Annotated in this window: 20 protein-coding genes; 11 read left to right on the top strand and 9 right to left on the bottom strand. The window is 66.6% G+C overall.

The window, feature by feature from the left end; all coding sequences use genetic code 11:
* The coding region (locus tag AB1824_09585) for a hypothetical protein (GenBank protein ID MEW5765214.1) at nucleotides 1–673 on the bottom strand (673 nt) is incomplete at its 3' end.
* A 1-nt stretch (nucleotide 674) separates the two neighbouring features.
* Nucleotides 675–1,214, bottom strand: coding sequence for a hypothetical protein (locus tag AB1824_09580; GenBank protein ID MEW5765213.1), 540 nt, complete (start codon nucleotides 1,212–1,214; stop codon nucleotides 675–677).
* A gap of 647 nt (nucleotides 1,215–1,861) precedes the next feature.
* Here AB1824_09580 and ftsE point away from each other — a divergent pair.
* The 10 genes from ftsE (at nucleotide 1,862) to AB1824_09530 (ending at nucleotide 11,803) form a co-directional block, all read left to right on the top strand.
* Nucleotides 1,862–2,524, top strand: coding sequence for a cell division ATP-binding protein FtsE (gene ftsE / locus AB1824_09575; GenBank protein MEW5765212.1), 663 nt, complete (start codon nucleotides 1,862–1,864; stop codon nucleotides 2,522–2,524).
* 121 nt (nucleotides 2,525–2,645) lie between these two features.
* Nucleotides 2,646–3,542, top strand: a complete 897-nt coding sequence (locus tag AB1824_09570) for a permease-like cell division protein FtsX (protein MEW5765211.1) — start codon at nucleotides 2,646–2,648, stop codon at nucleotides 3,540–3,542.
* A 451-nt stretch (nucleotides 3,543–3,993) separates the two neighbouring features.
* Nucleotides 3,994–4,551 carry a hypothetical protein gene (locus AB1824_09565; GenBank protein ID MEW5765210.1) on the top strand — a complete coding sequence of 186 codons (558 nt, stop codon included), beginning with the start codon at nucleotides 3,994–3,996 and terminating at the stop codon, nucleotides 4,549–4,551.
* A 16-nt stretch (nucleotides 4,552–4,567) separates the two neighbouring features.
* A complete protein-coding gene (locus AB1824_09560) occupies nucleotides 4,568–5,641 on the top strand; it encodes a sulfite exporter TauE/SafE family protein (GenBank protein MEW5765209.1) in 1,074 nt (357 codons plus the stop codon).
* A gap of 128 nt (nucleotides 5,642–5,769) precedes the next feature.
* Complete coding sequence (locus tag AB1824_09555; protein MEW5765208.1) at nucleotides 5,770–5,973, top strand: hypothetical protein; 204 nt, start codon at nucleotides 5,770–5,772, stop codon at nucleotides 5,971–5,973.
* The gene (locus AB1824_09550; GenBank protein ID MEW5765207.1) at nucleotides 5,963–6,643 is read left to right on the top strand and encodes a hypothetical protein; all 681 of its coding nucleotides are present in this window, start codon (nucleotides 5,963–5,965) and stop codon (nucleotides 6,641–6,643) included. Before AB1824_09555 ends, AB1824_09550 begins: the two co-directional genes overlap by 11 nt.
* Before the next feature lie 4 nt (nucleotides 6,644–6,647).
* On the top strand, nucleotides 6,648–8,309 hold the full coding sequence (locus AB1824_09545) for a sensor histidine kinase (GenBank protein ID MEW5765206.1): 1,662 nt from the start codon (nucleotides 6,648–6,650) through the stop codon (nucleotides 8,307–8,309).
* Between the two features lie 46 nt (nucleotides 8,310–8,355).
* Entirely contained in the window at nucleotides 8,356–8,739 is a 384-nt protein-coding gene (locus tag AB1824_09540; GenBank protein MEW5765205.1) for a response regulator, read from the top strand.
* A complete protein-coding gene (locus AB1824_09535; protein MEW5765204.1) occupies nucleotides 8,736–11,378 on the top strand; it encodes a PEP/pyruvate-binding domain-containing protein in 2,643 nt (880 codons plus the stop codon). The genes AB1824_09540 and AB1824_09535 overlap by 4 nt, the downstream gene beginning before the upstream one ends.
* A 23-nt stretch (nucleotides 11,379–11,401) precedes the next feature.
* Nucleotides 11,402–11,803: a response regulator gene (locus AB1824_09530; GenBank protein ID MEW5765203.1), complete on the top strand. Its 402-nt coding sequence runs from the start codon at nucleotides 11,402–11,404 to the stop codon at nucleotides 11,801–11,803.
* A 23-nt stretch (nucleotides 11,804–11,826) separates the two neighbouring features.
* Here AB1824_09530 and AB1824_09525 read toward each other — a convergent pair whose 3' ends face one another.
* On the bottom strand, nucleotides 11,827–13,314 hold the full coding sequence (locus tag AB1824_09525; protein ID MEW5765202.1) for an ATP-binding protein: 1,488 nt from the start codon (nucleotides 13,312–13,314) through the stop codon (nucleotides 11,827–11,829).
* 121 nt (nucleotides 13,315–13,435) lie between these two features.
* Complete coding sequence (locus tag AB1824_09520; protein MEW5765201.1) at nucleotides 13,436–15,571, bottom strand: PAS domain-containing sensor histidine kinase; 2,136 nt, start codon at nucleotides 15,569–15,571, stop codon at nucleotides 13,436–13,438.
* 214 nt (nucleotides 15,572–15,785) lie between these two features.
* Here AB1824_09520 and AB1824_09515 point away from each other — a divergent pair, with 214 nt between their 5' ends.
* Nucleotides 15,786–16,373 (top strand): hypothetical protein, encoded by a 588-nt coding sequence (locus AB1824_09515; GenBank protein MEW5765200.1) that lies wholly within the window; start codon nucleotides 15,786–15,788, stop codon nucleotides 16,371–16,373.
* 92 nt (nucleotides 16,374–16,465) lie between these two features.
* Here the strand turns inward: AB1824_09515 and AB1824_09510 are convergent, their stop codons facing one another.
* The 5 genes from AB1824_09510 to AB1824_09490 form a co-directional block, all read right to left on the bottom strand.
* Entirely contained in the window at nucleotides 16,466–18,745 is a 2,280-nt protein-coding gene (locus tag AB1824_09510) for a PAS domain S-box protein (GenBank protein ID MEW5765199.1), read from the bottom strand.
* A gap of 110 nt (nucleotides 18,746–18,855) precedes the next feature.
* Nucleotides 18,856–19,887: a HAMP domain-containing sensor histidine kinase gene (locus tag AB1824_09505; GenBank protein MEW5765198.1), complete on the bottom strand. Its 1,032-nt coding sequence runs from the start codon at nucleotides 19,885–19,887 to the stop codon at nucleotides 18,856–18,858.
* A gap of 178 nt (nucleotides 19,888–20,065) precedes the next feature.
* Nucleotides 20,066–21,124: a cobalamin-dependent protein gene (locus tag AB1824_09500; protein MEW5765197.1), complete on the bottom strand. Its 1,059-nt coding sequence runs from the start codon at nucleotides 21,122–21,124 to the stop codon at nucleotides 20,066–20,068.
* A 66-nt stretch (nucleotides 21,125–21,190) separates the two neighbouring features.
* Nucleotides 21,191–22,693, bottom strand: coding sequence for a PAS domain S-box protein (locus AB1824_09495; protein ID MEW5765196.1), 1,503 nt, complete (start codon nucleotides 22,691–22,693; stop codon nucleotides 21,191–21,193).
* Nucleotides 22,694–23,044: 351 nt separating this feature from the next.
* Nucleotides 23,045–23,231 (bottom strand): ATP-binding protein (locus AB1824_09490; protein MEW5765195.1); only part of this gene is annotated, 187 nt, incomplete at its 5' end.

Genomic DNA, 23,231 nt, shown 5'->3' with positions numbered 1-23,231 from the left:
GGTTTTCCCGGATCCCCGCAAGGAGCCCGGCATCCGACACCCACCCCAATTCCCCCGCCTTCGCAACGTCCGACAGAAACACGTCCCAGTGTTCGAAGGTCCCGGGGGGAACGGGCAGGGGCGCCAGTGTGGGGATCTTGCGAATGTACTCGCGTTTCAGGCCGGCCGGGTCGTCGTAGTCCTCGCCCGCAGCCTGCCGGTAGGCAATGAACCAGGGCTCCAACCAGGCGTAAATCCATGCTTCGCGTACCGTGGGAGGCACGGGAACGCTATACCCTAGAGGAGCAACCGTTCCTCCCGGAAGGAGCAAGAACGGATCGTCCGAGGCATTCCAAGACACGCTGGGAGGAAGCAGGCCATCCTCTGGATTGGGAGAGAACTCCCTCCCCCACGTGTCTTTCGACCAATGGAGCGGACCGAAAAGGGCCGCAACCTCCCAGACCTCCACTCCAAGCGGAAGGTTGATATCCCACAAGCTGATGGTGTTCTCCGCCGGGTTGGTCACCGCGTAGGTATAGCGATAGCCGCCGTGCTGGACGTCCTCTTCGCATGAGGCATGCACCCGCACGTTCTCGAAGATCGGTTTGGGGGGCGCCTGGGCGAAGGAGAGAATCCCGGCCAAAACCAGACAAAAGGCCAGCGCAGCCAACAGAATGGGAATCTGCTTTCGCATGTCACGCACTCCTCTTCTTCTGGCAGGGCCCCAATTCAAGATGGATGAGTGTGCTGCCCGGGTGACATTCCGTGAAACCCAAATTCCTGGCTACCTTTTCTAAGTTTTCTTTAGAAACCGTTCGGTTTACGTCGGCCGATTTGCCTTCTCGGTGCAGAACGTGGTCGCAGTCCCAATGTTGATCAACATCATACAGACCCCCATACCGAAGGCTGAGGTCATTGAAGGAGACCGTGCCTCCCTGAGGGTAGCTCTCCCTGAATTCCCGCGCCAGATTCGCCAGCTTTCGATTCATTTCCGGAGTGCCACAAAAGACGGGGGCGCTGTGGCCAGCGTGGTTGGAGTTCTTCATATAGTCCTCGCTGTCGGGGAGGACTTCAAGCCCATAGACGCCCACCATGAAGGCGATCTCGGTGTAGACCGTCCTTCCCGATGGATCCGACGGATCGAGATGCCAAACCTCATCGGCAAGAAACCGGAATCGCGTATCCTCACAAGCGTATCGACCCATGACTCGGACGACGCCGCTCGCTTCGGGCATGCCCTTGTAGGCGTTCCACCCCTGGTTAGCGTGTGGCCATAAAATAGAGTTGGATCGCTGCCCCCGCTCTCATCCACCGCCGAAGCGAGGAACCCGAGGGTGCGAAACACGTCCCCGGTTGAACGGCTGTGTTCATGGCCCCCCATCCACAAAGGCCGCTCCTCCGCAGGGACCCCGCTCAACGAGTAGTACTCCATGAAGAGGGTCTCGCAGTCTTTCCACCTGCCCTTGCCGACGTCGTAACAGCCTACCCGGAACGCAAACACCTCGTAGTCCCCGGGCTGGCAGAGCATGTCCTTGGGAATGGAAGGCTTGGCCTGAATCCAGACCCAGGGGCGCTCGACTTGAGCAAAAGCGTTGACCGTCCACAACGCGCTCGACGTGAGTAGTCCGGCCATGACCCGTGCGAAGATGCGCCGTCCCATTCTCCCCCTCCCTCAACGTATCGTCCACACCGATGGTCGGTCTGGGGAAAGCCTACCCCCCCCGGTCCTTTGTCAAGGGCGTGGAGGGTCTAGGCCTGTCACAGCGGGCGCTTTACCGGATGACCTTCCCGCCCGAGGTATACTTGCATCGGCTACCGGGCCGGCGGGAAGACCGGACGGCGAGGGTGGCCTTCAGGCCGCACCTTGGGAGGACGGAGCGCCGTGATCCGCTTCTACCACGTGGACATGAACTACCGGGGAGAGGTTCAGGCCCTCTCGGACGTGAGCTTCACGATCCACCCGCGCGAGTTCTGCTTCGTGACGGGCTCCTCGGGGGCGGGGAAGAGCACCTTGCTCAAACTCATCATCCGGGAGGACGGCCCCACCGCCGGGCAGATCGTGGTGAACGGCCGGAACCTCGCGGGGCTCACGCGCCGCCAGATGCCCTTCTTCCGACGCCGCCTGGGAGTGGTCTTCCAGGATTTCCGGCTGATTCCCACGCGCACCGTGTACGAGAACGTCTCCCTTCTCCTGACCCTCCAAGGCGTGCCCTCCAGGGAACGCAAGCGCCGGGCCTTCGAGGCCCTCCGATGGGTGGGACTCCAAAACCGCATGACCGCCTACCCCGAGCAGCTTTCGGGAGGGGAGCAGCAGCGCGTCGCCATCGCCCGCGCCCTGATCAACCGTCCCGCCATCCTCCTCGCCGACGAGCCCACGGGCAACCTCGATCCGGAGCTCGCCCGGGAGATCCTCAACCTTTTCCGGGAGGTCAACGCCGCGGGCACGACGGTCCTCGTGGCCACCCACGACCGCCAGCTCATCGCCGAATTCGGCGGACGCGTCCTGCTCCTGGAAAAGGGCCGCCTCCTCGACGACGGGGAGTGAAAAAGGGAAACCGGGACCGAATCGTCCATGAGGAGGCCGCCCCGGGGAGGAGGTGCCCCGGCCTTTCCCTTTCGCCTCGCCGCTTCGCCCCCGGCGGCGGCTCTGCTACCCTGTGAAGGCCATGGGCCTGTTGCGGATGCTCGGGTACTTCCTGAACGAGGGCGCGGTGGCGCTGATGCGCCACAAGACGCTGCACGGCTTCGCCCTCTTCATCGTGGCCCTCTCCCTGTACGTGCTGGGCTTCTCCCTGTACCTCACGGGCAACGTGAACGCCCTCCTCGCCTCCTGGGAGCGGAACCTCGAGGTGCGCGTCTTTCTCGTGGACGGGATCGAGCCGGCGCGGCGAGAGGCCCTCGAGAAGAGCTTGGGCGTTCATCCCCTGGTGGCCTCCGTCCGGAGGGTCTCCCCGGAGGAGGCCCTCCAGCGCCTGGCGGGGCTCTCCCCGGCCTTCGGCGCCGCGGCCAGGACCCTTAGGGAGAACCCGTTGCCCGATTCTCTCTCCCTCTCCCTGAAAGGCCCCGTGGACCTCGACGCGGTGAAGCGCCTGGTGGCCTCGGCCGAAAAGGAGGAGGGCGTGGAACAGGTCCTCTTCGACTGGGACTGGGTGGAGAAACTGAGGACCTACACCCGGTTCGTGGCCCTGCTGGGCGGTCTGCTTTTCGTGGCGCTCTCGGTGGCGGCGGTGTTCACCGTGGCGGCCGTGACGAGGATTCTGGCCCTTTCACGGAGGGAGGAGATCGCCATCCTTCGATTCGTCGGGGCTACCGAGTGGAGCATCCGCGGGCCTTTCGTGGCGGGAGGCTTCCTCCTCGGGGCCCTGTCGGGCGTCCTGGCTCTCACCGGGCTCCTGGCCACCCACCTGCTCGTGGCCCGGTTCGCGGGTTCGGGCGCGCTGTTCCTCCAGTGGCTCTCCCAACGCTTTCTCTCGCCCCAGGAGCTGCTCCTTCTCCTGGGCGTGGGGACCCTCCTCTCCGCCCTAGGGGGCGGCCTCTCCTTCCGGTCTTCCACGGCGCGCTGAACCGTTTTCCGGCCCCCCGGACTCGCCTTTTTTTCGGGGAATCGCCCCTTTCCCCCGGAGAGGATCCCTTCCGGGAAAAACGCGAGATACTCCAACATTCCCAGCCGTTTCCAAGCGAATGGAGGGGCACCCTCACTACGTATCATCACGATACGCTCCCACCGTGCCGCTCTTTGCACCGGAACGCCCCTTCGCCCCCCTGGCCGCCGGCAGGCCGGGAGACTTTCGCAGTGGGAACGATCCAAAATCACGCATATTCATGATACTCGCCCACCCCTTCGGGCAGGAGGGCAGCCTCCTGACCAAGCAAATGTTGTCTTATTGTGACATGTACAGCCCCCGATAGAATGGTTATATAACCCACATCACGGCCGGCCACACGGACAGCCCTGGCCTGCCTCTCTCCCCACCTTTAGGCTGATCTCTGGTGAGTCTGAGAAAGGGGGGAGAGATGACCCAAAGCGAACGGACCCGCTCCATCATCAAGTTCCTGTTCTGGGCGGCGGCCTCAGCGGGGGCCTTCTGGTACGCCGTCCATTTCTATACCTCCGGACGGATGGTGCATTGGTATTACTACCAGGCCAAGGCCGACGGATACGCGGTCAACGCGAGGGCGTTCATGGACGCCACGCCGGAAAAGCCCGCCGCCTTGACCGTGGGAGACTTTTCGACCCTCGAGGGCTTGCAGGCCCGCGCCGTCAAGAAGGGGGATGTCCTTCCGGAGCACGCCACGGGCGTGATTTCCCTGGAGACGCTCGCGGAAGGCCGACGCGCCTCCCTGGAGGGCGGGACGCTCACCGTGAAGATCCCCTGGGAACTCAAGCAGGCCAAAGGGTTCAAGTACAAGGACACCTTCACGCACAAGAACATCAAGACCAATCCCCTTTCGGGCCTCTGGAACATCGTCATGGTGGGCCTCATCGGCGTGTGCCTCGGATACCTGGCCGAGGGATTCACCGACATGCTGGGCCTGAAGTTCAAGAAGATCGACCACTCCGTGGGTCACTGAGAGGGGAGGAGACGCCATGTTTGACTTTCTCATCGCGGGCATTCAGGCGCCCTGGTTCCTCCTCGTCTTCACGGGCTTCACGGTGGGGATCGTGGGGGGCTTCATCGGCGTGGGCGGCGGGTACATGGTCACGCCGGCCCTCATCGTGTTCGGATTTCCTGGATACATGGCCTCGGGCATCGACATGACGCACATCGCCGGAAAGGGCATCGTGTCCACCGTGCGGCACCGCCAGCTCGGCAACATCGACTGGGTGCTCGCCCTGTCCATGGTGGCGGGGACCATGTTCGGCGTGGAAGAGGGGATCCGCCTTCTCGGGTACTTCAAGCACCTCGGCCTCTCCTCGGTGGCGCTTCTTTCCGCCTCCGTGTGCCTCATGTTCACGCTCTTCGTCTACACCCTTTACGAGACCGTCAAGTCCCACCGTCGCCTGGCCCAGATGGCCGAGGAGGGAAAGGCCCTGGCTCGGGAGGTCACCACGTCCGGCCTGCCCCGGCTCTTCCAGCGCTTTCCTCTCGCCCCCATCGTCCGGTGCCGGACGGCCCGGGTCGTGGTGTCCATGTGGGTGATCGTCCTCGTGGGCGTCGTGACGGGCATCCTGGCCGGATTCCTGGGAGTGGGCGGAGGGTTCATCCGTGTCCCCGCCCTCGTGTACATCGTGGGATGTTCCACGCACATCGCCGTCGGGACCGACTTGGTGGAAATCGTCTTCTCGGGCGCGTACGGCTGTCTCCGCCATTCCATCGAAGGCAACGTGGACTTCCTCGCCGTCATGTTCATGATCGTGGGCGCCATGTTCGGAGCGCAGTTCGGCTCCATCGCCACGGCCTTCGTGCGGGGACCGGCCATCCGGTACATGCTCTCCTTCTCCCTCGCCCTGGCGACCCTCGGCGCGGGACTACCCCTTGCAAACGTGCTCCTGGGCGGACAGATGCGGGTCCTCCAGGCCCTGTCGGTGATCGTGACCCTGGGGCAGATGATCTTCCTCTGCCTGTTCATCATTTCGCTGGTCCTCTTCGCGTGGAGGGCGCGGCGCGGCCAGTGGGTGCCGGACTGGGTGGTTCCCCTCCTGGTCCAGGACGCGGTGTAAGGAGGATGCCGTGAAGAAACTGCTGTCGAACATGTGGGGGTACGCGCTTCTCCTGCTGATCGTGTCGATGGGACTGGCCGCGCTGTTCTTCCTGGCCTACATGAAAGACCACGTGTGAGGGGCGAGCCATGATGAAACTCGGACAGATTCTGGGAAACCTGCTCCTCTATGGCATCCTGATCTACTTCGCGGTGGATTCGCTCTTTCTCGAGCCCGATCCATGGTTCGCCTTCGTCGTCGTCTTCCTCCTCGTGGTCGCCTGCGTCGTGACCCTCATCCCCGGCCTCCATGCCCGGGGCGTGTCGCCGGGCGAATACCCGTATGAGGATTGACCTCCCCGCGGGAGACCCGGCCGTCCAGGGTTGGAGGCGCCGCCTCGAGGCCCTGGACCGCGGTCTCCGGACGGGGGACGTCCCGGCCAAGAAGTACCCCCGGCTCCGCCAGGAGGCCCTGGCGGAGCTGGGGAAGGCGCTGATCGCCCCGCACCTCGAGCCGGGCGAAGGGTGGACAGGGGAGCACCACTGGGTCCATGGCCACCTGAACCTGCCCCTTTCGGCACTCAAGGAAACCGCTCTCCGCGCCGAGAGCCTGTACCTCACCGACCGGAGGCTCTTCCGGTGGAGGTTCCAGGACCGAACGGTCCCCGAGGCCGGAGAGCTGGGCGATTGGGAGGAGATTCTGGAAGCTCGCCGCCTCTCCGAAATCGCCGGCGTCCGCCGCCGGTACGCCTGGAGATGGGGCGAGGCGATCGCCGGCGCGGTCATTCTCGGTCTGGCTCTCCTCCTGTGGGACCACCTGCAGATCACCGGATGGGCCCTCGCGCTCCTGGGCGCGGCGGCCGTGGTTCACGCACTGGCCATCCCCACCCGGTGGGCCGAGATTGTCCCCAGGAACCCCCGCGAGCCGGCCTGGCCGGTGCAGGCGGCGGGCAAGAAGAGCGGACGGAGGCTCCTCGCCTTGCTTCCCCGAGGCGAGGATGGAGTCGCTTCGAAGGAGGGGTGAGGCCGTGGGCGAGGCCCCGAACAATTACGCGAGGCTTCATCGGCGGTTGCTCCGCGCCATGCTCCTGACCTGCCTCATCCCCCTCTTTCTCGTGGGCGGGGCGGGATACCTGCAGTTTCAGCGATACGCCGAATCCATGGTCCTGGACCAGCAGGAGAGGCTCGTCTCCAACCACAGGGATTTCATCGAGTCCTTTCTCCAGAACCGCCGCGCCGAGCTCCAGGCGGTGGCCAACCGGTACACCCTCGACCAGCTCCTCCACGGCGAGCTGGAAAGGGTCTTCCGGGTGATCCAGCAGGGGTCCGGGATTTACACCGACATCGGCATCATCGACGACACGGGGCGCCACCTCTTGTACGTCGGCCCGTACAACCTCCAGGGCCGCAACTACCGGGACGCGGACTGGTTCAAGGTCCTCGCACAGCAGGACGTGTACGTGAGCGACCTCTTCATGGGGTACCGCGCCGTGCCGCACTTCATCATCGCCGTGAAGCGACAGACCGGAGACCGGTACTACATTCTCCGCGCCAGCCTCTCCACGGACTACTTCAGCGAGATCGTGGAGCGCGTCCGGGTGGGCCGGACGGGGGAAGCCTTCCTCCTGGACCGGAACGGGCTCCACCAGACCAAGACCCAGTTCGGAGGAGGTCTGCTCCAGCCTTCCAATTACCCCGCCCTGCGGCCCCACGCGGGGATCCTCTCCCGGGAGGTGAAGGAGCGCGACCGGACCGTCCTGTACTCCGACGTGTGGATGGCGCAGGACCGGTGGCTCCTCGTCTTTCGTCAGGAGAAGTCCGAGGCCTTCGGCCCTCTCTACCGGGCCTTCTGGATCTGGGTCGCCGTCACCCTCGCCGGACTCCTCGGGGTGTCGACGGCGGCCCTGGTCATCTCCCGCAATCTGGTCCGATACGTCAAGCGAGCCGACGAGGAGAAGGAGGCCCTCAATCGCCAGCTGCTTGCCACCTCCAGGCTCGCGGCCATCGGCGAGATGGCCGCGGGAGTCGCCCACGAAATCAACAACCCTCTCGGGATCATCGAGACCCTCAAGACGTGGATCCTGGACCTCGTGACGCCGGGCGGAGTGCGCGCCGAGGATGTCCCCGAGGTCATCGACTCGGCCCGGAAGATCGGCGATCAAGTGGAGCGGTGCCGCCGCATCACCCACGACCTCCTCAAGTTTTCGCGCAAGGTGGAGACCGAGCAGGTCTCCACGGACGTGAACGCGCTCCTCCAGGACATGATCGAGATGATCCAGCACCGCGCGAGGGCCGAGAACATCGCCTTCGTGACGGATCTTCAGGAAGCCCCTCCATTGCTCACCTCCCCCTCGAAAATCCAGCAGATCCTCGTGAACCTGCTCAACAACGCCGTGGACTCCATGGAGGGCCGTGGCGGAACCATCTTCCTTTCAAGCCGGATCCGGGGGCGGGTTCTGAAGGTGACCCTCCGTGACACGGGGTGCGGCATCCCTCCGGAGAACCTCCCGCGCATCTTCGAGCCTTTTTTCACGACCAAACCCGTGGGAAAGGGCACGGGGCTCGGCCTGGCCGTTTGCTACGGGCTGGCCCACCAGATGGGAGGTGACCTCGAGGTGGAGAGCCGCGTGGGCGAGGGGACGACCTTCACGCTGACCATCCCCCTCTCCCCCCCCTCGGAAGGCCGCTGATGACGGGACCGGCCCACCGGTCCTATCCTGTGCGAGGAGACCTCCCATGGCCCCGAAGATCCTCCTGGCGGACGACGAGCGGGATTTCACCGAGACCATGCGGAAGATCCTCGCCCGGAGGGGATACGAGGTGGAGACGGCCCCCGACGGGGCCCAGGCCCTGCGCGTGGTCTTGAGGGGAGGCGTGGACGTCGTCCTCCTCGACCTCAAGATGCCGGGCTTGCAGGGAATCGACACGCTGAGGGAAATCAAGCGCCTCGCCCCCGAGGTCCCCGTGGTGATCCTGACGGGCCACCTCCTCAAGTCCACGGAACAGGAGGGCCTGCGACTCGGCGCCTTCGCCTACCTCACGAAACCCTGCACCCTCGAGGAAATCGTGAGGACCATCGAGGAAGCCAGGAGCGGCCCGCCCTCGGAACCGCCGCCATGAAAGCGAGCTCGCCCAACCCCAAGTCCCACCGGCCGCACCGACATGGGGTCCGGCGAGCGGTCTCCCTTTTTGTGGAATTTCTGGAGATCATCGGCCTCCTCGAGAAGGTCCCCTCCTTCGAGTCCCGGCTGGAATCCCTGCGCCTCCGATACCTCCAGTTTCGCGACGCGCTTTCCGCCAACAACGAAATCCTCGCCCTCATCGCCGACCTGGAGACGCGCCTTCAAGAGCGCAGGATGACCGGACCGACATCGTTGAAGGCGAAGGCCGTGGCCTCCCTCACGGCCGCCCAGAGAATGGTCAACGCCTTGAACGGTCTTTCCGACGACCGGTACCCTTCGCTCCGGCTTGCCCTCAAGCGAATCGAGCGGCGCCTGGACGCCTGCTTCGGAAGCGCCGCGGAGCCCCCGGAAGCCAGGGAGTGGGTCCTGCCCCTTGGTCGCCTCCATCGGAGCCTCGCGCCCTGGGTGGGCCACAAGATGGCCAACCTGGGCGAAGTCAAGAACGTTCTGGGCCTGCCCGTGCCCGAAGGGTTCGTCGTGACGACCCGGGCCTACCGCGCGGTGGTGGAATCGGCGGTGGGCGCGGACCTCTTCCTCCAATCGGGAGCGGCGGGCGGGGACGAGGAGATGGATCTGGCGGCGCGCGGCCTGAGGGCCCAACTCATGGCGGCGGACATCCCCCGCGCGGTCGAGAAGGCCATCCTCGAGGCCCATTCCGACCTCCTTCGGACCGTCGCCCCTTCCTTTCGGGTCGCCGTGCGGTCCAGCGCCCTGATGGAAGACTCGGAACTCTCCTTCGCCGGACAATTCGACACCCTCCTGGACGTGGCCCCTCCCGACCTGCTCGACGCCTACCGGCGAGTGGTCGCCAGCCTGTACGAGCCGCGTGGGATCTCCTACCGCCGCGCCTTCGGCGTCGAGGAGAGGGACCTCGACGTGGCGGTGGGGGTCATGGCCATGGTCGAGGCGGATTGCGCGGGAGTGGCCTATTCCCGGGATCCCCTTGATCCGGCATCGACCGACGTGGCCCTCCACGCCGTGCGAGGCCTCGGGGTCGCACTGGTCGAGGGACGGGCCGTTCCCGAGGAGTGCACCGTCCATCGAACCTCGGGCGTCGTCGACCGCCGTCTCGTCCCCGGAGCCAGGGCCGCCAATTCGCCCCCCCTCTTGTCGGACCGCGAAGCCGCCACGCTGGCGACCTGGGTCGTCCGCATGGAGGATCACTTCGGCACGCCCCAGGATGTGGAATGGGCACGGGACCGGGAAGGCGGGCTCTGGATCCTCCAGGCCCGTCCACTGGTCTTCCCCCAACCCGTTCGCCCCACCCGCCCTCCGCCGGAGGGGACGCGGCCGATCTTGGAGGGCGGGGAGACGGCCGTACCCGGGGCGGGCTCGGGGCCGGTGGCCCGCGTGACCCCCGAGACGGACCTCGTCTCCTTTCCGCAAGGAGCCGTGCTGGTCTCCGCCCATTCCTCGCCTTCCTACGTCCGGGCCCTGCGCCGGGCTTCGGCGGTGGTCACGGAGGTGGGCAGCGTGGCGGGCCACATGGCCTCCCTCGCGAGGGAAATCGGGGTTCCCACCCTCCTGGGCGTCCCCCATGCTCTGGACAGGCTCGCCGAAGGCGACGTGGTCACGGTGGACGCCGGCGCGAGAGCCATCTATGCCGGGCGGGTGGAGGAGGTGCTGACGGAGAGGCCCGACCGCGCGTCGCGTCCCGGAGGCGCGGGCTTCCGGCTGCTGTCGGAGGTCTCGAGCTACATCGTCCCCCTCTCCCTGACCGATCCACGGTCGCCGGGCTTCACCCCCCTGGCCTGCTCCACCGTCCACGACGTCGCCCGGTACTGCCACGAGAAGCTCTTCGAGGAGATGTTCGGGATCAACCGCCTCGTGGGGGACGCAAGCCGTCAGGCGCCGCTCCTGGACGTTTTCCTTCCCGTGGACCTGTACGTCATCGACCTCGGGGGGGGCCTCACTTCACCCAAAGGCGCCCGCCGTGTCCGCCGCTCCGACGTGGCCTCCCCTCTCTTCGCGTCCCTGCTCGACGGGATGCTCCACCGCGGGATCCCTCGGGGCGGGCCGCGCGCCCTCTCGGCCAGGGGCTTCTTTCAAGTGGTCCTCCGCCACGGCGTCACCGCGCCGGATGGGGATGCATCCCTTCGCGAACCTTGCTACGTCCTCGTCTCCGACCGGTACCTCAACCTGGCGGCCCGGGTGGGGTACCACTTCAGCGCCGTGGACGCCTACTGCGGGGACTTCCTCAACGAGAACTACATTTCGTTCCGGTTCAAGGGCGGCGCCGCCGACCGGCCACGCCGGGAGCGGCGCGTTCGAGCCATCGCCGAGATCTTGAAGGCCCTCGGCTTCACCGTCCGGTCCGTCAACGACCTCGTGGACGCCCACTACCAGAAGCAGCCCCGGGAGGTCCTCCTCTCCACCTTGGACCGGATCGGCCGCCTCCTCCAGTTCATGCGCCAGATGGACGCCGCCATGGAGTCCGAAGCGTGGGTGGAGCGCGTCGTGAACGCCTTCCTGGAGGAGGATTACGGCCTGGAGAGGGCCATGGCGGCTCCCCGCAGCGCCGCGGGCCCGAAGAGCCCGCCCGGGAGCCCTGGACGAAGCGGGGCCCCGGACCTATGATGGCGCCGGGGGAGGGTCCCGCCATGGCGAAGTGCCGGGTGCTTCTCGTGGACGACGAGCCCGTCTTTCTCAAGTCCATGGCCAAGGTGCTGGGGGCCAGGGACTACGAAGTGGAGACGGCGGAGGACGGAGCGGCCGCCCTGAAACGCATGGCGGAGAGGGAGTTCGACGTCGTCGTGTTGGACCAGCGCATGCCGGGAATGGACGGCCTGACGACGCTGGAGCACATCCGGAGGGACTTCCCCGTGGTTCCCGTGATCCTCCTGACGGGCCACGCCGAAATGGACACGGCCATAGAGGCCATGGACCGGGGTGCCGTGGATTATCTCCTGAAGCCCGCCGCGGTGGAGAAGCTCTGCGAGCGCCTGAACGCGGCCCTGGAGCGAAAAGCCGTTCTCCAAGGGATGCTCAAGCCCGAGGGGTGAGGCGGCTTCGATCCTGGAGTTCCTTACCCGGCCCGCCGATGGACGGGCAGCGTGACGGTGAAGACCGACCCCGGCGGGGGATCGCGGTCCGCTCCCTCGATGGTTCCCCCGTGCAGTTCGACGTAATGGCGGGCCAGCGTGAGGCCGAGCCCCCGCTGTCCGGTCTTGCTCGTCACGAAGGGCTCGAAGAGCGTGGCTTTGAGGTGGTGCGGGATGCCCTCCCCTTCGTCCTCGACCCGCACCCGGATCCGTTCCGCCTCCTTCGAGAACGAGACTCGGATTTCCCCTCCCGGGCGCGCCTCCTCGGCGTTCTTGAGCAGGTGGTAGAACGCCATCACCAGCCGGTTCGGGATCCCCCTCACGGACGGGAATTCCCGGGGAAGGGACACCCTGGAAGGGGTCCCGGGATGGACCGAATCCAGTTGCCCGACGGCTTCCCGGATCGCCTGCCCCAGGTCCACTTCCACGAATTCGTCGGGTGAGGGGACGTGGCCCAATTCCATCACGTCGCGCATGAGGGAAGCCAACCGGGAAACGTGCTCCTTGATGAAGCGCAGGGCTCGCTGCTCCTCCAGCCCCTCGCTGAGCGACTTTTCGAGGGCGGCGACGTTGACCTGGATGGCGAAGAGGGGGTTCCGGATCTCGTGGGCCAGCCCCTGGGTCAGGCGCCACAGGGTCTGAAGGGTCCGGGCGCGGGTCTCCGCGTCCAGGCGCTCCTCCTCCAGGCGGAGCCGCTCCGTCACGTCCTGGAGGAGCCCCTCGTGGAACCGCACCACCCCGTCGGCGTCCCGCCTCACAACGGTTCGATCCTCGATGAAACGGACCTCTCCTTGGCGGGTCAGAATCCGGTAGTGCTGGGAGTACTCCTCCTTGTCTGCGGCCCGAAGTGCCTCGAGCTCCGCCGTCACCCGCCCGAGGTCTTCGGGGTGGACCAGGACCTGGAAGGGCAGGCCCTCCTCCATGAACTCGCGCGCCTCGTACCCGAACTGCCGGATGTTCTCCGAAACGTAGGCCACGGGCCACCCCGGCTGGGCGCGCCAGACCACGGCCACCACCGGGCTCCGGTTGACGATGGCCTCGAGTTCCGCCCTCTTGCCGAGTTCGGCGTAGAGGGTGTCCTCGGCATACCGGAGCCTCAGCAGGGCCTTGACCCGGGCCAGGAAGGTGCGCGGCTCCAACGGGTGGGTGAGGTAGTCGTCGGCGTCCTCTTCGAGGGCCTGGGCCGCGTGGGTCCAGGAGGTGAACACCGCCGAAATGTGCATGACGAGAGGGTTCCCGTAGCGCGGGGATGCCTTGAGGGCTCGGCAGACCTCCCGGCCCGAGAGCCCGGGCAGCTTCACGTCGAGAACCACTAGGTCGTGGGGACGCTCGAGGCAGGCCTCCAGGCAGGCCTCCCCCGAGTCCGCTTCGGAAGCCTCGTAGCCCGCCCCCCTCAGGAGGGCCGCCAGGCCCTGCCTGACGGAAGGGTCGTCGTCCACGACCAGGACCGAAGGCTTCCGCTCCTCGCTCACCGTATACGCTCCAATGCGATGGCCATTCTCCCCCATCGCTCGGGGGAACCACAAGACGGTCCAGTGGGCAGGAAGCGGCGCCCGTGTTCCGGGCCGCGAGGGTGCGGGGTTCAGCCGCGGCTCATGGGAGGCCTTCCCGGGAAATTTTCGGCCGGACCGGCTCGGGCGTGGCCTTTTCGGGTTCCCCGTCCAGAGGGAGCCGAACTACGAACGTGGCTCCGGGGTCTCGAGTATTGTTGGCCGCGGAGAGAATGCCGCCATGGGCTTCCACGGTCCTCTTCGCGATGGCCAGACCCAAACCGGTCCCCCCTTTTCTTCCGCTGGAAAAGGGCTCGAAGAGGCGGGGCATGACCTCGGGGGCGATGCCCGATCCGCGGTCCTCCACGGTCACGACGACCTGGTCGCCCTCCGACACCGCCTTCACCCGAATCGGGGCACCGTCCGGCGAGAAGTGCAGGGCGTTTTGAATCAGATTGACGAATACCTGCTGGAGGCGAAGCGGGGCTCCGTGGATCTTGAGGTCTCCGGGGACCACCTGGATCTCGACGGCGCCCGCCCCACAGCTCCGCCCCAAGACCGCCTGCTCCACGGCCTGGCGAAGGATCTCGTTGAGGGAGGCCGCCTTGAATTCGGAGGATTGGAGGGGCTTGCCGAGGAGCAGGAGGTCGTTCATCAGGGCTTTCAACCGCCGCACCTGTTCGCTCAAGTGCTGATGAAATTCGGACAGGTCCGCCAGACCCCGGGTCTTCTTCTCCAACCCCGCGACCAGGGCCTCGATGGCCATGAGGGGGTTGCGCACTTCGTGGGCCACGCCGCCGGCGACAAGGCCGACGGCTTCCAGGGCGCGCGCCCTTCCGAGCTCCTCTTGGGCGGTCCGCAGACGTTCCTCGGCCTCCACCTTGGGGCTCACGTCCGTGATAAACCCCTCCAGGGCTTCCACCTGACCGGAGGGCCCCCGCAGTCCGGTTCCTTGCTCCCAGACGTATTTGATCCGCCCGTCCCGCGTCCGGATCCGGTAGGCCAAGGTGAAGCGCCTGTCCGACCGCAAAGCCTCCTGGATGCCCTCCCATACCTGATTTCGGTCCTCCGGATGGATCAAATCTCCGAAGGCCACTTCCGCGTTCCCGACGAGTTGTTTTGCCAAGTAACCCGTGAGGTCCAGGCAGCCCTCGCTCACGAACTCCATCGTCCACTGGGGATCGTTGGCGCACCGGTAGGCGATGCCGGGGAGATTGGATAGAAGGGTGGCGTGGCGGCGCTCGGTCTCGGCCAGACGCCGCAGGTGGGCCATCTCCCGGCGATGCGACAGCGCGTACAGGACGAAGAGAATGCACAGATAGAGGGCGAAGGCCGCGGCCGCGCCGGCGGCCCATTGCATCCGACTCTCTCTCAGGATTTCGCTCCGCCCGACGTACGCCACGCAGGACCACGGGGTGCCCGCGATGGGTCTCCCCACGGCGTACACCGTCTGCCCCCAGCCCCTCATGTCGGGGCCCGAGGGCGGGAGAAGCCGGCGGGCCTCCTTTCCCGGGATCGGGCCTTCGGTCTCCCACGGCTCCTCCGGACCCATGCGGCCGAGGACGATTACGGCTTCCGGCGTCACTTCGGCGAGGGCCACGCGGGCGGGCGGAACGATGGCCGCCGTTCGCCAGAGGGCCGGAAAGAGCGCCCTGGCAGGGTCGGCCAGGAGAACCGCCGTGCCGAGGCGGACCGCGGGCCCCTCCTCTCCGGAGGGTTCACGGACGGGCGCGGGACAGGCGATGAGGGACCTGCCCGAGGGACCCTGGCAGAGGACCCGGGGGCGCCCCGCCTCCGACGCCTGCCGCACCGCGTTCAACAGGTCCTCTGTGGCGAGTTCCGCCGGGCTCGCGAAAACCAGGGCCCCGCGGGGGTCGAGAAGGAGGGCCCCTTCGTAGCCGTACCCGCGGCGGGGCATGTCCAGAATCGTCCCGGCGCTTTCCATCTGCCGTGTAGTGGCCCTCGCCGGCCCCCCCAGCACCTGGGCGAGGGGCTGCATACCGGCCAGCTGAACGGCGTCGGCCTCCCACCGGTCCAGGACCCTGCCCGCCCCCGAAGCCCCTTCGGCGGCCACCGTCTCCAGGCGGAGGGCCCAGAGGTCCAGCACGGAAGAGGCGTGCTGCCGTCCGTAGGCGAGCAGGACGGAGGCGAGGGCCAGAGCCCCCCCCGCAGCCAGCAGGCCGCCGAGCCGTCGGGACCCGGCGCGTCGCGCCACTCGAAGGACCGCCTGGACCGCCATGGGACCGCGCCCCCTGGGAAAGCGCCCGTGAATGCGGCCTTCCCTCCGTGGGGCCATCCTAGCACGGGTGGGGCGCCGCGGGAGCGGGAGGCCCCCTGGAAGGGCGACGGTCAGAAGCCTATATTGAGGCCGAGGGGGAGGTGCGTAGTGTCCCTCCCGAAAAGCAGGTGCCCCTTGAGGCGAAAAGAAGCTTGATCTCGACGAGGAGGCGGCCATGAAGAAGGCGTGGGGCCTGGGCGTGGCGTTGTGGGCGGCGGCGGGCGTGACCTTTGCGGGGGCTCTTCCCGAGATCCCCCTCAAACTGCCCGAAAAGCCGGGCGGGGTAGCCGTGGCGGGCCGGCAGATGGACGATGGCCTCTACTGCGTGCAGATGGCCATCACCCAATTCGAGGACGTCCAGACCCACCCGGAATGGGCCATCACCGGCGTGGAGATCTACGCCGAGCCCAGCCACACCCTGCTGGCCGTTTATACCGAGCCTATCGAGCCGCCCTTCCCGGCGGCCCGGGTCCGCGGGAGCGGCCCCCTCGGCGTGCCCCTGCCCCTCCTGTGCACGCGGGAGGCCCTTCCCGAGGGCGACGACCGCGTGGCCCTCACGGTCCTTACCGAAAGCGGTCCCCGGGCGCTGGGGGTGATCTCGACCTCCCTTCAGGACTTCAACGTGTCCGTCGTGCTTCCCCCCGATCCGGACATGCCGCCCTTGGAATTCTGTTGCGCCTGCGGAACCTGCCGCCAGTGCGAGTGGGGAGCCCTCCACTGCGTCTGCTACTGCCCCGACTGCCACATCGTCTGCAGGGATTGACCGTTTCCGCCGCGCGGGTCCGGAGGGGGGCGGGCACGCCCCCGTTCCGCCGTTTCGGCGGAGGATTCGAGGGTTTCTTCGAGCACTTGAGCCTATGTATCGGGGGATCGGTTTCCAGGTTCCGCCGGGCTTCCGTCCGCGCCTGACCGTTCGGATGCGGCCTCTCCGAGGGGGAGGACCAGGGTCAGGAGGGCGCCCGAACGATCGGCCAGTCCACAGGCCGTCAGGTATCCTCCGTGCAGGTCCACGAAATGGCGGGCCAAAGCCAGACCGAGCCCCCTGTGGCCCACCTTGGTGGTGACGAAGGGGTTGAACAGGGAGGCTTGGACCGCTTCGGGGATCCCCCCTCCCGCGTCCTGGATGCGGATCTCGCAACGGTCGCCGCACCGGCACGCGACCGTCACGGCCTCGGGGGGGCCGCCTGACTCGAAGGCGTTGCGCAGCAGGTGCTCGAGGGCCCGGACGATTTTGGCCGGCTCGCCCGCGGCCCGCCCTTCGCAGGGAGGAAGGCTCACCCTGAGCCGGCGGCAGGGCTCGGGGAACTCCCCTTCCAGGGCCTCCAGGGCGGCGAGGAGGGCGTCCCCGGGCGCGAAGAGCTCGCGCCCGCTCAGGGAGGGGCGCCCCAATTCGATCACGTCCCGCATGACGTCATTGAGTCGCGCCACGTGGGAGGCGACATGGCCCATGGCCGTCCGGCCTTCGGGGTCGTCTCTCAGGTACCGTTCCACGAGCTTGAGGTTCAACTGGATGGCGAAGAGCGGGTTGCGCACTTCGTGGGCGAGGCCCCGGGAAAGGAGGCGCACCACCTCCGCCTCCTGGGCGCGCGACTCCAGCTCCCGCAGGCGGACTCCCTCGGTAACGTCCTCGACGATGCCGTCCAGGCGGAGGATGCGGCCTCTCTCGTCCTTCACCGGCACGGCCCGCTCGTGGAGCCAGCGGACTTCCCCATCCTCCCGCAGAATCCGGTAGACGGCGTCGGCCGATTCCCCCTTCCCCAAACCTATGCGGTAGGCTTTCACGGCCTCCCGATCTTCGAGTTGGACCCGCTCCATCCACAGACCGGGCCTTCCCCAGGCGTCGTACCACGGAACTCCGAACACGCGCTCGAAGGCGGAAGAGATCTGCAACATTCTCCAGGAGGGCATCTCCACCGAGAAGTACACGTGGCGGACGTTTTCGAAGAGGTTGGCGAGGCGTTCGCGGGCCTCGCGCAGTTCGGCCAGGATCTCTTCCCCCTGGGTGACGTCGCTCAGGGCCGCCACCATGCCCACGACCTCCCGCGAGGGCTCCTTGAGGGGGGCCGCGTTGATGGACAGGACGGCGCGGCGGCCGTCGGGATGGATGACGGCGTGGCGCACGTCGGTGACCGCCTCCCCGGTCCGCATGACCTTCAGGAAGGGCAGTTCCTCCGCGGGGAAGGGCCCCCCGTCGGGCGCCGTGATCTGCCATTCGGGAGCGTCGTACCGGCGTGATGCGATGGCGGAGCGGTTCAGGCCCAGGATGCGTTCGGCCGCCGCGTTCGCGAAGGTGATCTGGCCCGAACGGTCCACGACGGTGATCCCCACGGGCGAGGTCTCCAGGAGGCGGTCCACGAACTCCCGGCTGCGGCGAAGGGCCTCTTCCGACCTGTGACGCAGGGTCACGTCGCGGGCCGACGCGATGACCGCCTCCTGTCCGAAGTACACCGCGGGGTTGAGAACCACCTCTTTGGGAAAGACCTCGCCGTTCTTCCGAATCCCCCACCACTCGAAGACCTGCGTCTGGCCCGCAAAGGCCGCACGGAGGCGGTGCTTGAGCGCCTCCAGGTCGTTCCGTCCCGGAGCCGAGAGGAAGTCGGGCGTGCGCCCGAGGAACTCCTCCCTCGCGTAGCCGTACATGGCCACCGCGCCCCGATTCACGTCGAGAAAGCGCCCCTCCCGGTCCTGCACGTACAGAGCGTCGCTCACGGCGTCGAAGAGCGCGCGGTAACTGCGGACCCCCTCCATCAGGGCGCTTTCGGCCCGCTTGAACCGGGACACGTCCCGCGCCGTCGTTCGGACCAGGAAACCGGACGGGGCCACTTCCTTGCGCGTGCTCAGGCACGAGAGCAGTCGCGTATCCCCTTTGGCGGTCTTCACGCAGACCAGGCTTTCCGCACGTCCCTCGCGAAGGACGCGCTCCACCACCGGCCGCCACTCTTCCCGGTACTTCGGATGCAGAAAGTCGGAAAGGGGCCGCCCCACCACCTCCTCCGGATCGGAGCACCCCAGGAAGGCCACCCCCGCCGCGTTCACCGTCAGGAAGCGGCCGTCGGCGTCGAAGAGCGCGATCAGGTCTTCCGCGCTCTCCACGAGGTCCCTAAAAATGTCGGCATCGACCGTTCGATTCTTCATGGCGGCTGGTCCGCCCCCACATCCCGTTCGGTTTCGTTCAGCCTACCCCGCTCTCCCAGCCCTTGGCAAGCGCGCCCGATTTGCATGATCCTCCCCTGCGCCTCCTTCCCTCAGTCTTTTTTCAGCGGCAGCCTCACGGTGAAGGTCGCACCAGGACCGGGGTCGTTGTTGCGGGCCTCGACGGCGCCTCCGTGGGCCTCCACGATCTTGTGGACGATGGCCAGACCCAGCCCCGTGCTCTTCTCCCCCCCGGGGGCCTTGGCGCCGGTGCGGCCGAAGGGACGAAACAGGCGATCCAAGTCCTGGACCGGAATGCCCACTCCCCGGTCCCGCACGGCCAGGACCACGAAATCTCCTTCTCTTTGCAGGGAGACGACCACCAAGGAACCCGGGTGGGAGAACTTGACGGCGTTGGACAGTAGATTGTGCAGGACCTGGGAGAAGCGGGGCCGATCGAGGTCCAGGAGGGGCAAGCCCCGGCCCGCTTCCACTTCAATGCGGACTCCCTTTCCCGCGGACAGGGCGTTCTGTTGGGCACAGCATCCAGCCGTGAGGAGAGCGAGGTCCGTGGGCTCGCAATTCAGGTCGAGCCGTCCGGCCTCGATCTTGGCCACATCGAGGAGGTCCTCGACCAGGACCAGCATGAGCCGGCTCACCCCCTGGATGGTTTTCAGAAAGGCGCGCCGCTCCTCCTCCTCAGGTGGCGGGTCCTCCTCCAGGAGAAATCGGCTGTAGGCGAGGATGGTGGAGAGGGGCCCTCGAAGGTCATGGGCCGCCATTCCAAGGAAGCGGTTCTTTTCCTCATTGAGACGAAGGAGTTCGGCGTTCTTGCGCGCCACTTCGCGTTGCAGGTCCGCGAGTTCGTTGTTGAGGCGCGTGAGGTCGTCATAGATGAAGGAGTCGCCTGCCGCTCTCGCCGTCTCCCGGACGGCCTCCCCGGCCAGCGCCAGCGCCACCAGGTACCCTTCCGGAGGCGCCTCGGCGAGGAGGGATTCGCCCCGGCGTGCCAACCCCCGGCGCGAGAGCGACGCCACCAGAACGTAGCCCTCCCCGGCCTTCCAGCCCGCAAAGTACAAGGGAGAAAGGCCGCAGGCAAGGGGGACGTTCAGTTCCCACCCCCAGGCGGCTCCATGCGTTGTCATCTCTCGCCAAAAGGTCTCGCCTTTGGTTCGGCTTTCCGGGTCCAGGACCTCGTTCCATAAACGTCCGCGGCGGATTCCGTCCAGAGACAGGGCCGCGTCGAGGACCTCTAGAACCCTGCCCTCCTGGTCACCAATCCAAGCGGCACACCCGTCCTGAGGCCCCGAGTTCATGGCGTTCTCAGGAAAGGAGGGAAAGGGCCGTCTGAACGGCGCCTGAGGCGGTGGTTGCGGATCCGTCGGCTCCCAATTTCCTCCAGAGACCCGGCGCCTCGTTGAAGGGATGCCCCCCCACCAAGATCCGCACCTTGCGGCCGTATGGATGCGCCCGGACCTTTTCCACCAGGTTTTTCACCCGATCCACGTGCGGGGTAATGGTGGCCGAGATCGCGAGAACGTGGATGTCTTGCTCCTCCAGGGTTCGAATGAGGCCTTCGGCGGGAGTGCTCGCCCCCATGAAGTAGGTATCCCATCCTTCCATTTCAAAAAAGTCCGCCACCATTCGAAGGCCGATCTCGTGAAGCTCCCCCGAAACACACGCGGCCAGGAGACGCCTTCCCTTTCGTTCCCCCGTGAACAGGCGCGGGTAGAGCTGAGACATGGCCAACTGGGTGGCCGCCGTGCAGAAATGCTCCTGAGCTACCGTGATCTTTCCCGTCTGCCACAGGCGGCCGATTTCCCGTTGAACGGGCTGAAAGACGGAGAGATAGAGGTTCCGGATGGGAACACCCCCTTCCGCCGCTTCGAGAATCAGGCTCACTGCCCCCCGGCGGTCGCCGGCCAGGAGGAAGTCCAGGTACCGTCGTGCCGTTCCGACCAAGTCGTCCGAGCCCTCCAAGAAACAGGGCGATTCCCCCGACAACCCTGGAAAGGCCCGCATTCCTTCATCCAGGATCTCCCCGGCGGCCCGGGCCTCTTCGAAAGAGAGGCTCTCTTGAACCAGCTCTTTCAGGATTCGGAGGTTCTCCATGAGGTCGCCATCGGGAATCTGGAGCGACCGGAAAAGGACCTTGACCCACGCCAGATAATCCGAGAAGAGGGAAGGCTCCTCAACCCGCAGGGCCTGAGCCAGGTAGCTGAGGTGGGAAACGGCGTCCTCCCGACACCTCGACTTGCCCTGCTCCCCCCAACGGGCCAGAAGATCGGGCCGTCTCCCGTATTGCCGTTCCACCGCTTCCCCCGCCAGGGTTTCCGTGAGAGCGGAAAGGCGATCGCCGGCCCGAACCATCACTTCGCTCATGACCCATTCCTCCTGGATGCCCGTATCGTACAGCCCGCACATGCGAGGGAAAAGGGCGGCTCCTCCTTACGCCCCATCCGCCTCCTTTTTGGCCGGCAGACGAACCGTGAAGATCGCCCCGCCCTGGGGGCCGTCCCCTCCCTCGATCCGGCCTCCGTGAAATTCGGCCACGTGGGCGGCCAGCGCCAGGCCGAGCCCGGCCCTCCCCCTTCGGGTCGTCCGAAACGGCTCAAAGAGCGCGTGGGCGGCGGCGGGAGCCAGTCCGGGTCCCTGGTCCGCCACCGTCACGATCCACCAGGCGCCCTCGCGTCGGATGGCCACTTCCACCGTACCCTTCGGAGGAGAGAACTCCACGGCATTGGTCAGGAGTTCCCGGAAGAGGCCCGTGAGACGAGTGGGAACCCCGCGGAGGCGGACCGGTTCGAGGGGCCAGGCTGTCTCCCATACCCCGCAAAAACCGGGATGGGAACCTGCCACATCCGAGCGGGCCGCCTGCAAGAGGTCCTGCAGGGTGCATTCGGCCCACTCGTCCTCCTGGGGCAGGCTTCCCAGCTCCACAAGGTTCTTCATCAGGCCGTCCAGACGCGAGGCGTGCTCCTTCATGTTCTCCGCGAAGGGCCTCAGAGCCTCATCGTCGGGCAACCTGCGCAGGAGGGCCGTCAGGTTGGCTTGAAGAGCGAAGAGGGGATTTCGGGCCTCGTTGGCGGCCCCCCTGGCCAAGGCCGCGTGGCGGGCCAAGTGGCGCTCCCTGAGTTCGGCCTCGCGGGCGCGCCGGGCCGACTCCTCCGCGGCCCTGCGTTCGCTAATGTCCCGGACGATGCCCACGACTCCGCCGGAGCCTTCCACCGACAGGGGGGACACCGACAGTTCGGCAGGAAATTCACTGCCGTCTTTTCTGCGGGCGGTGACCTGGTGGATGCGGCCTCTTCTCTCCGCCGGGGCCAGCCCCAGAAAGGCTCGCAGGGACTCCTGCGCCCGCGCCAATGAGTCCGGAGGAACCAGCATGTCGTGAACGTTTCTTCCCTCCGCCTCCTCCCGGGAGTAACCGAACAGCCGTTCGGCCGAACGGCTCCAGAGGATCACGCGGCCCTCGTCATCCAAAAGAATCACGGCGTCCAAGGCCGCCTCACACAGGGCCCGCAGGCGTCCGGCTTCTCTCCGCCGCCCCTCTTCGGCCGTTCGAATCCGGGCCAGGCTGCGGACTGTGGCCACCAGCACGTCCGGCTCGATGGGGTGGACGAGGTACGCGTCCGCCCCACCCTCCAGGCCCGCCACACGCTCCATGGTCTCCCGGTGGGAAGCCGACAGGTGGGCGACGAGAATGTGTGCCGTCTCGGGAGACCCTTTGATGCGGCGGCACACCTCGAAGCCCGACCCGTCCGGGAGATTCACGTCCAAGAGAACCAGATCGGGCTGCTCTTCTTGGGCCGCCTCCAGGCACTCTTCGCCGGTAGCCGCCTCCAAGACCTCGAATCCGCCGCGCTTTCTCAAGACGCGGGAGGTGGCCAGACGAATGGCCGGATCATCGTCCACCACCAGGATTCGAAGTGGTTGCTCTGCGTCAGCCATATCTCCCCCTCTGAACTCGAAAATTCAAGGCGGATCGTCTCTTCATTGAGACAACCGACGAGTCCCCTGAGAACGGGCGCAAACCAGGGGCCAAGCTCCGGCCGAGGCTCCTAACCCTTGGCGTGGACGCGCGCTCCAATGCCCAATCCAGAACCACGCCCGGTTCTGGAGAGCCAATCCAAAGGACTCCGGCCCTCTTCTCGCCTCAAATCGAAAAAGGCAGCCCTCCAAGGTGGAAGGGATAAAGCCCAAAGCGGGTTCGAGCGCCGGATGGTCCTTTGCGAACGAAATGGCCTGGGGCGGCCTTTCTCCGAAGAGGATCCAAGCAATCCCGCCACCCTTTGCCATTCCTTATTCTCCCGGCCCTGCCGCTCTTCCCCCTTCTTGCTCCCCCTTCGCCGGGTCTTTGATCAGGGGCAGCCTTACGGTGAGGGTGGCGCCGGGGCCGGGGTCGTTGTTGCGGGCCTCGACGGTTCCTCCATGGGCCTCCACGATCTTGTGGACGATGGCCAGACCCAGGCCCGTGCCGCCCTTGCGC

This window comes from Acidobacteriota bacterium, from assembly GCA_040752915.1.
Lineage (GTDB): Bacteria > Acidobacteriota > UBA4820 > UBA4820 > DSQY01 > JBFLVU01.
The sequence above is the reverse complement of the archived record's forward strand: the minus strand, read 5'-3'. Positions and strand labels throughout refer to the sequence as shown.

Coding starts and splice junctions, on each gene's coding strand:
- AB1824_09580 (MEW5765213.1), bottom strand. CDS start 1,214: ATGCCCGAAGCGAGCGGCGTCGTCCGAGTCATGGGTCGATACGCTTGT.
- AB1824_09570 (MEW5765211.1), top strand. CDS start 2,646: ATGGGCCTGTTGCGGATGCTCGGGTACTTCCTGAACGAGGGCGCGGTG.
- AB1824_09565 (MEW5765210.1), top strand. CDS start 3,994: ATGACCCAAAGCGAACGGACCCGCTCCATCATCAAGTTCCTGTTCTGG.
- AB1824_09560 (MEW5765209.1), top strand. CDS start 4,568: ATGTTTGACTTTCTCATCGCGGGCATTCAGGCGCCCTGGTTCCTCCTC.
- AB1824_09555 (MEW5765208.1), top strand. CDS start 5,770: ATGATGAAACTCGGACAGATTCTGGGAAACCTGCTCCTCTATGGCATC.
- AB1824_09550 (MEW5765207.1), top strand. CDS start 5,963: ATGAGGATTGACCTCCCCGCGGGAGACCCGGCCGTCCAGGGTTGGAGG.
- AB1824_09540 (MEW5765205.1), top strand. CDS start 8,356: ATGGCCCCGAAGATCCTCCTGGCGGACGACGAGCGGGATTTCACCGAG.
- AB1824_09535 (MEW5765204.1), top strand. CDS start 8,736: ATGAAAGCGAGCTCGCCCAACCCCAAGTCCCACCGGCCGCACCGACAT.
- AB1824_09530 (MEW5765203.1), top strand. CDS start 11,402: ATGGCGAAGTGCCGGGTGCTTCTCGTGGACGACGAGCCCGTCTTTCTC.
- AB1824_09520 (MEW5765201.1), bottom strand. CDS start 15,571: ATGGCGGTCCAGGCGGTCCTTCGAGTGGCGCGACGCGCCGGGTCCCGA.
- AB1824_09515 (MEW5765200.1), top strand. CDS start 15,786: ATGAAGAAGGCGTGGGGCCTGGGCGTGGCGTTGTGGGCGGCGGCGGGC.
- AB1824_09510 (MEW5765199.1), bottom strand. CDS start 18,745: ATGAAGAATCGAACGGTCGATGCCGACATTTTTAGGGACCTCGTGGAG.
- AB1824_09505 (MEW5765198.1), bottom strand. CDS start 19,887: ATGACAACGCATGGAGCCGCCTGGGGGTGGGAACTGAACGTCCCCCTT.
- AB1824_09500 (MEW5765197.1), bottom strand. CDS start 21,124: ATGAGCGAAGTGATGGTTCGGGCCGGCGATCGCCTTTCCGCTCTCACG.
- AB1824_09495 (MEW5765196.1), bottom strand. CDS start 22,693: ATGGCTGACGCAGAGCAACCACTTCGAATCCTGGTGGTGGACGATGAT.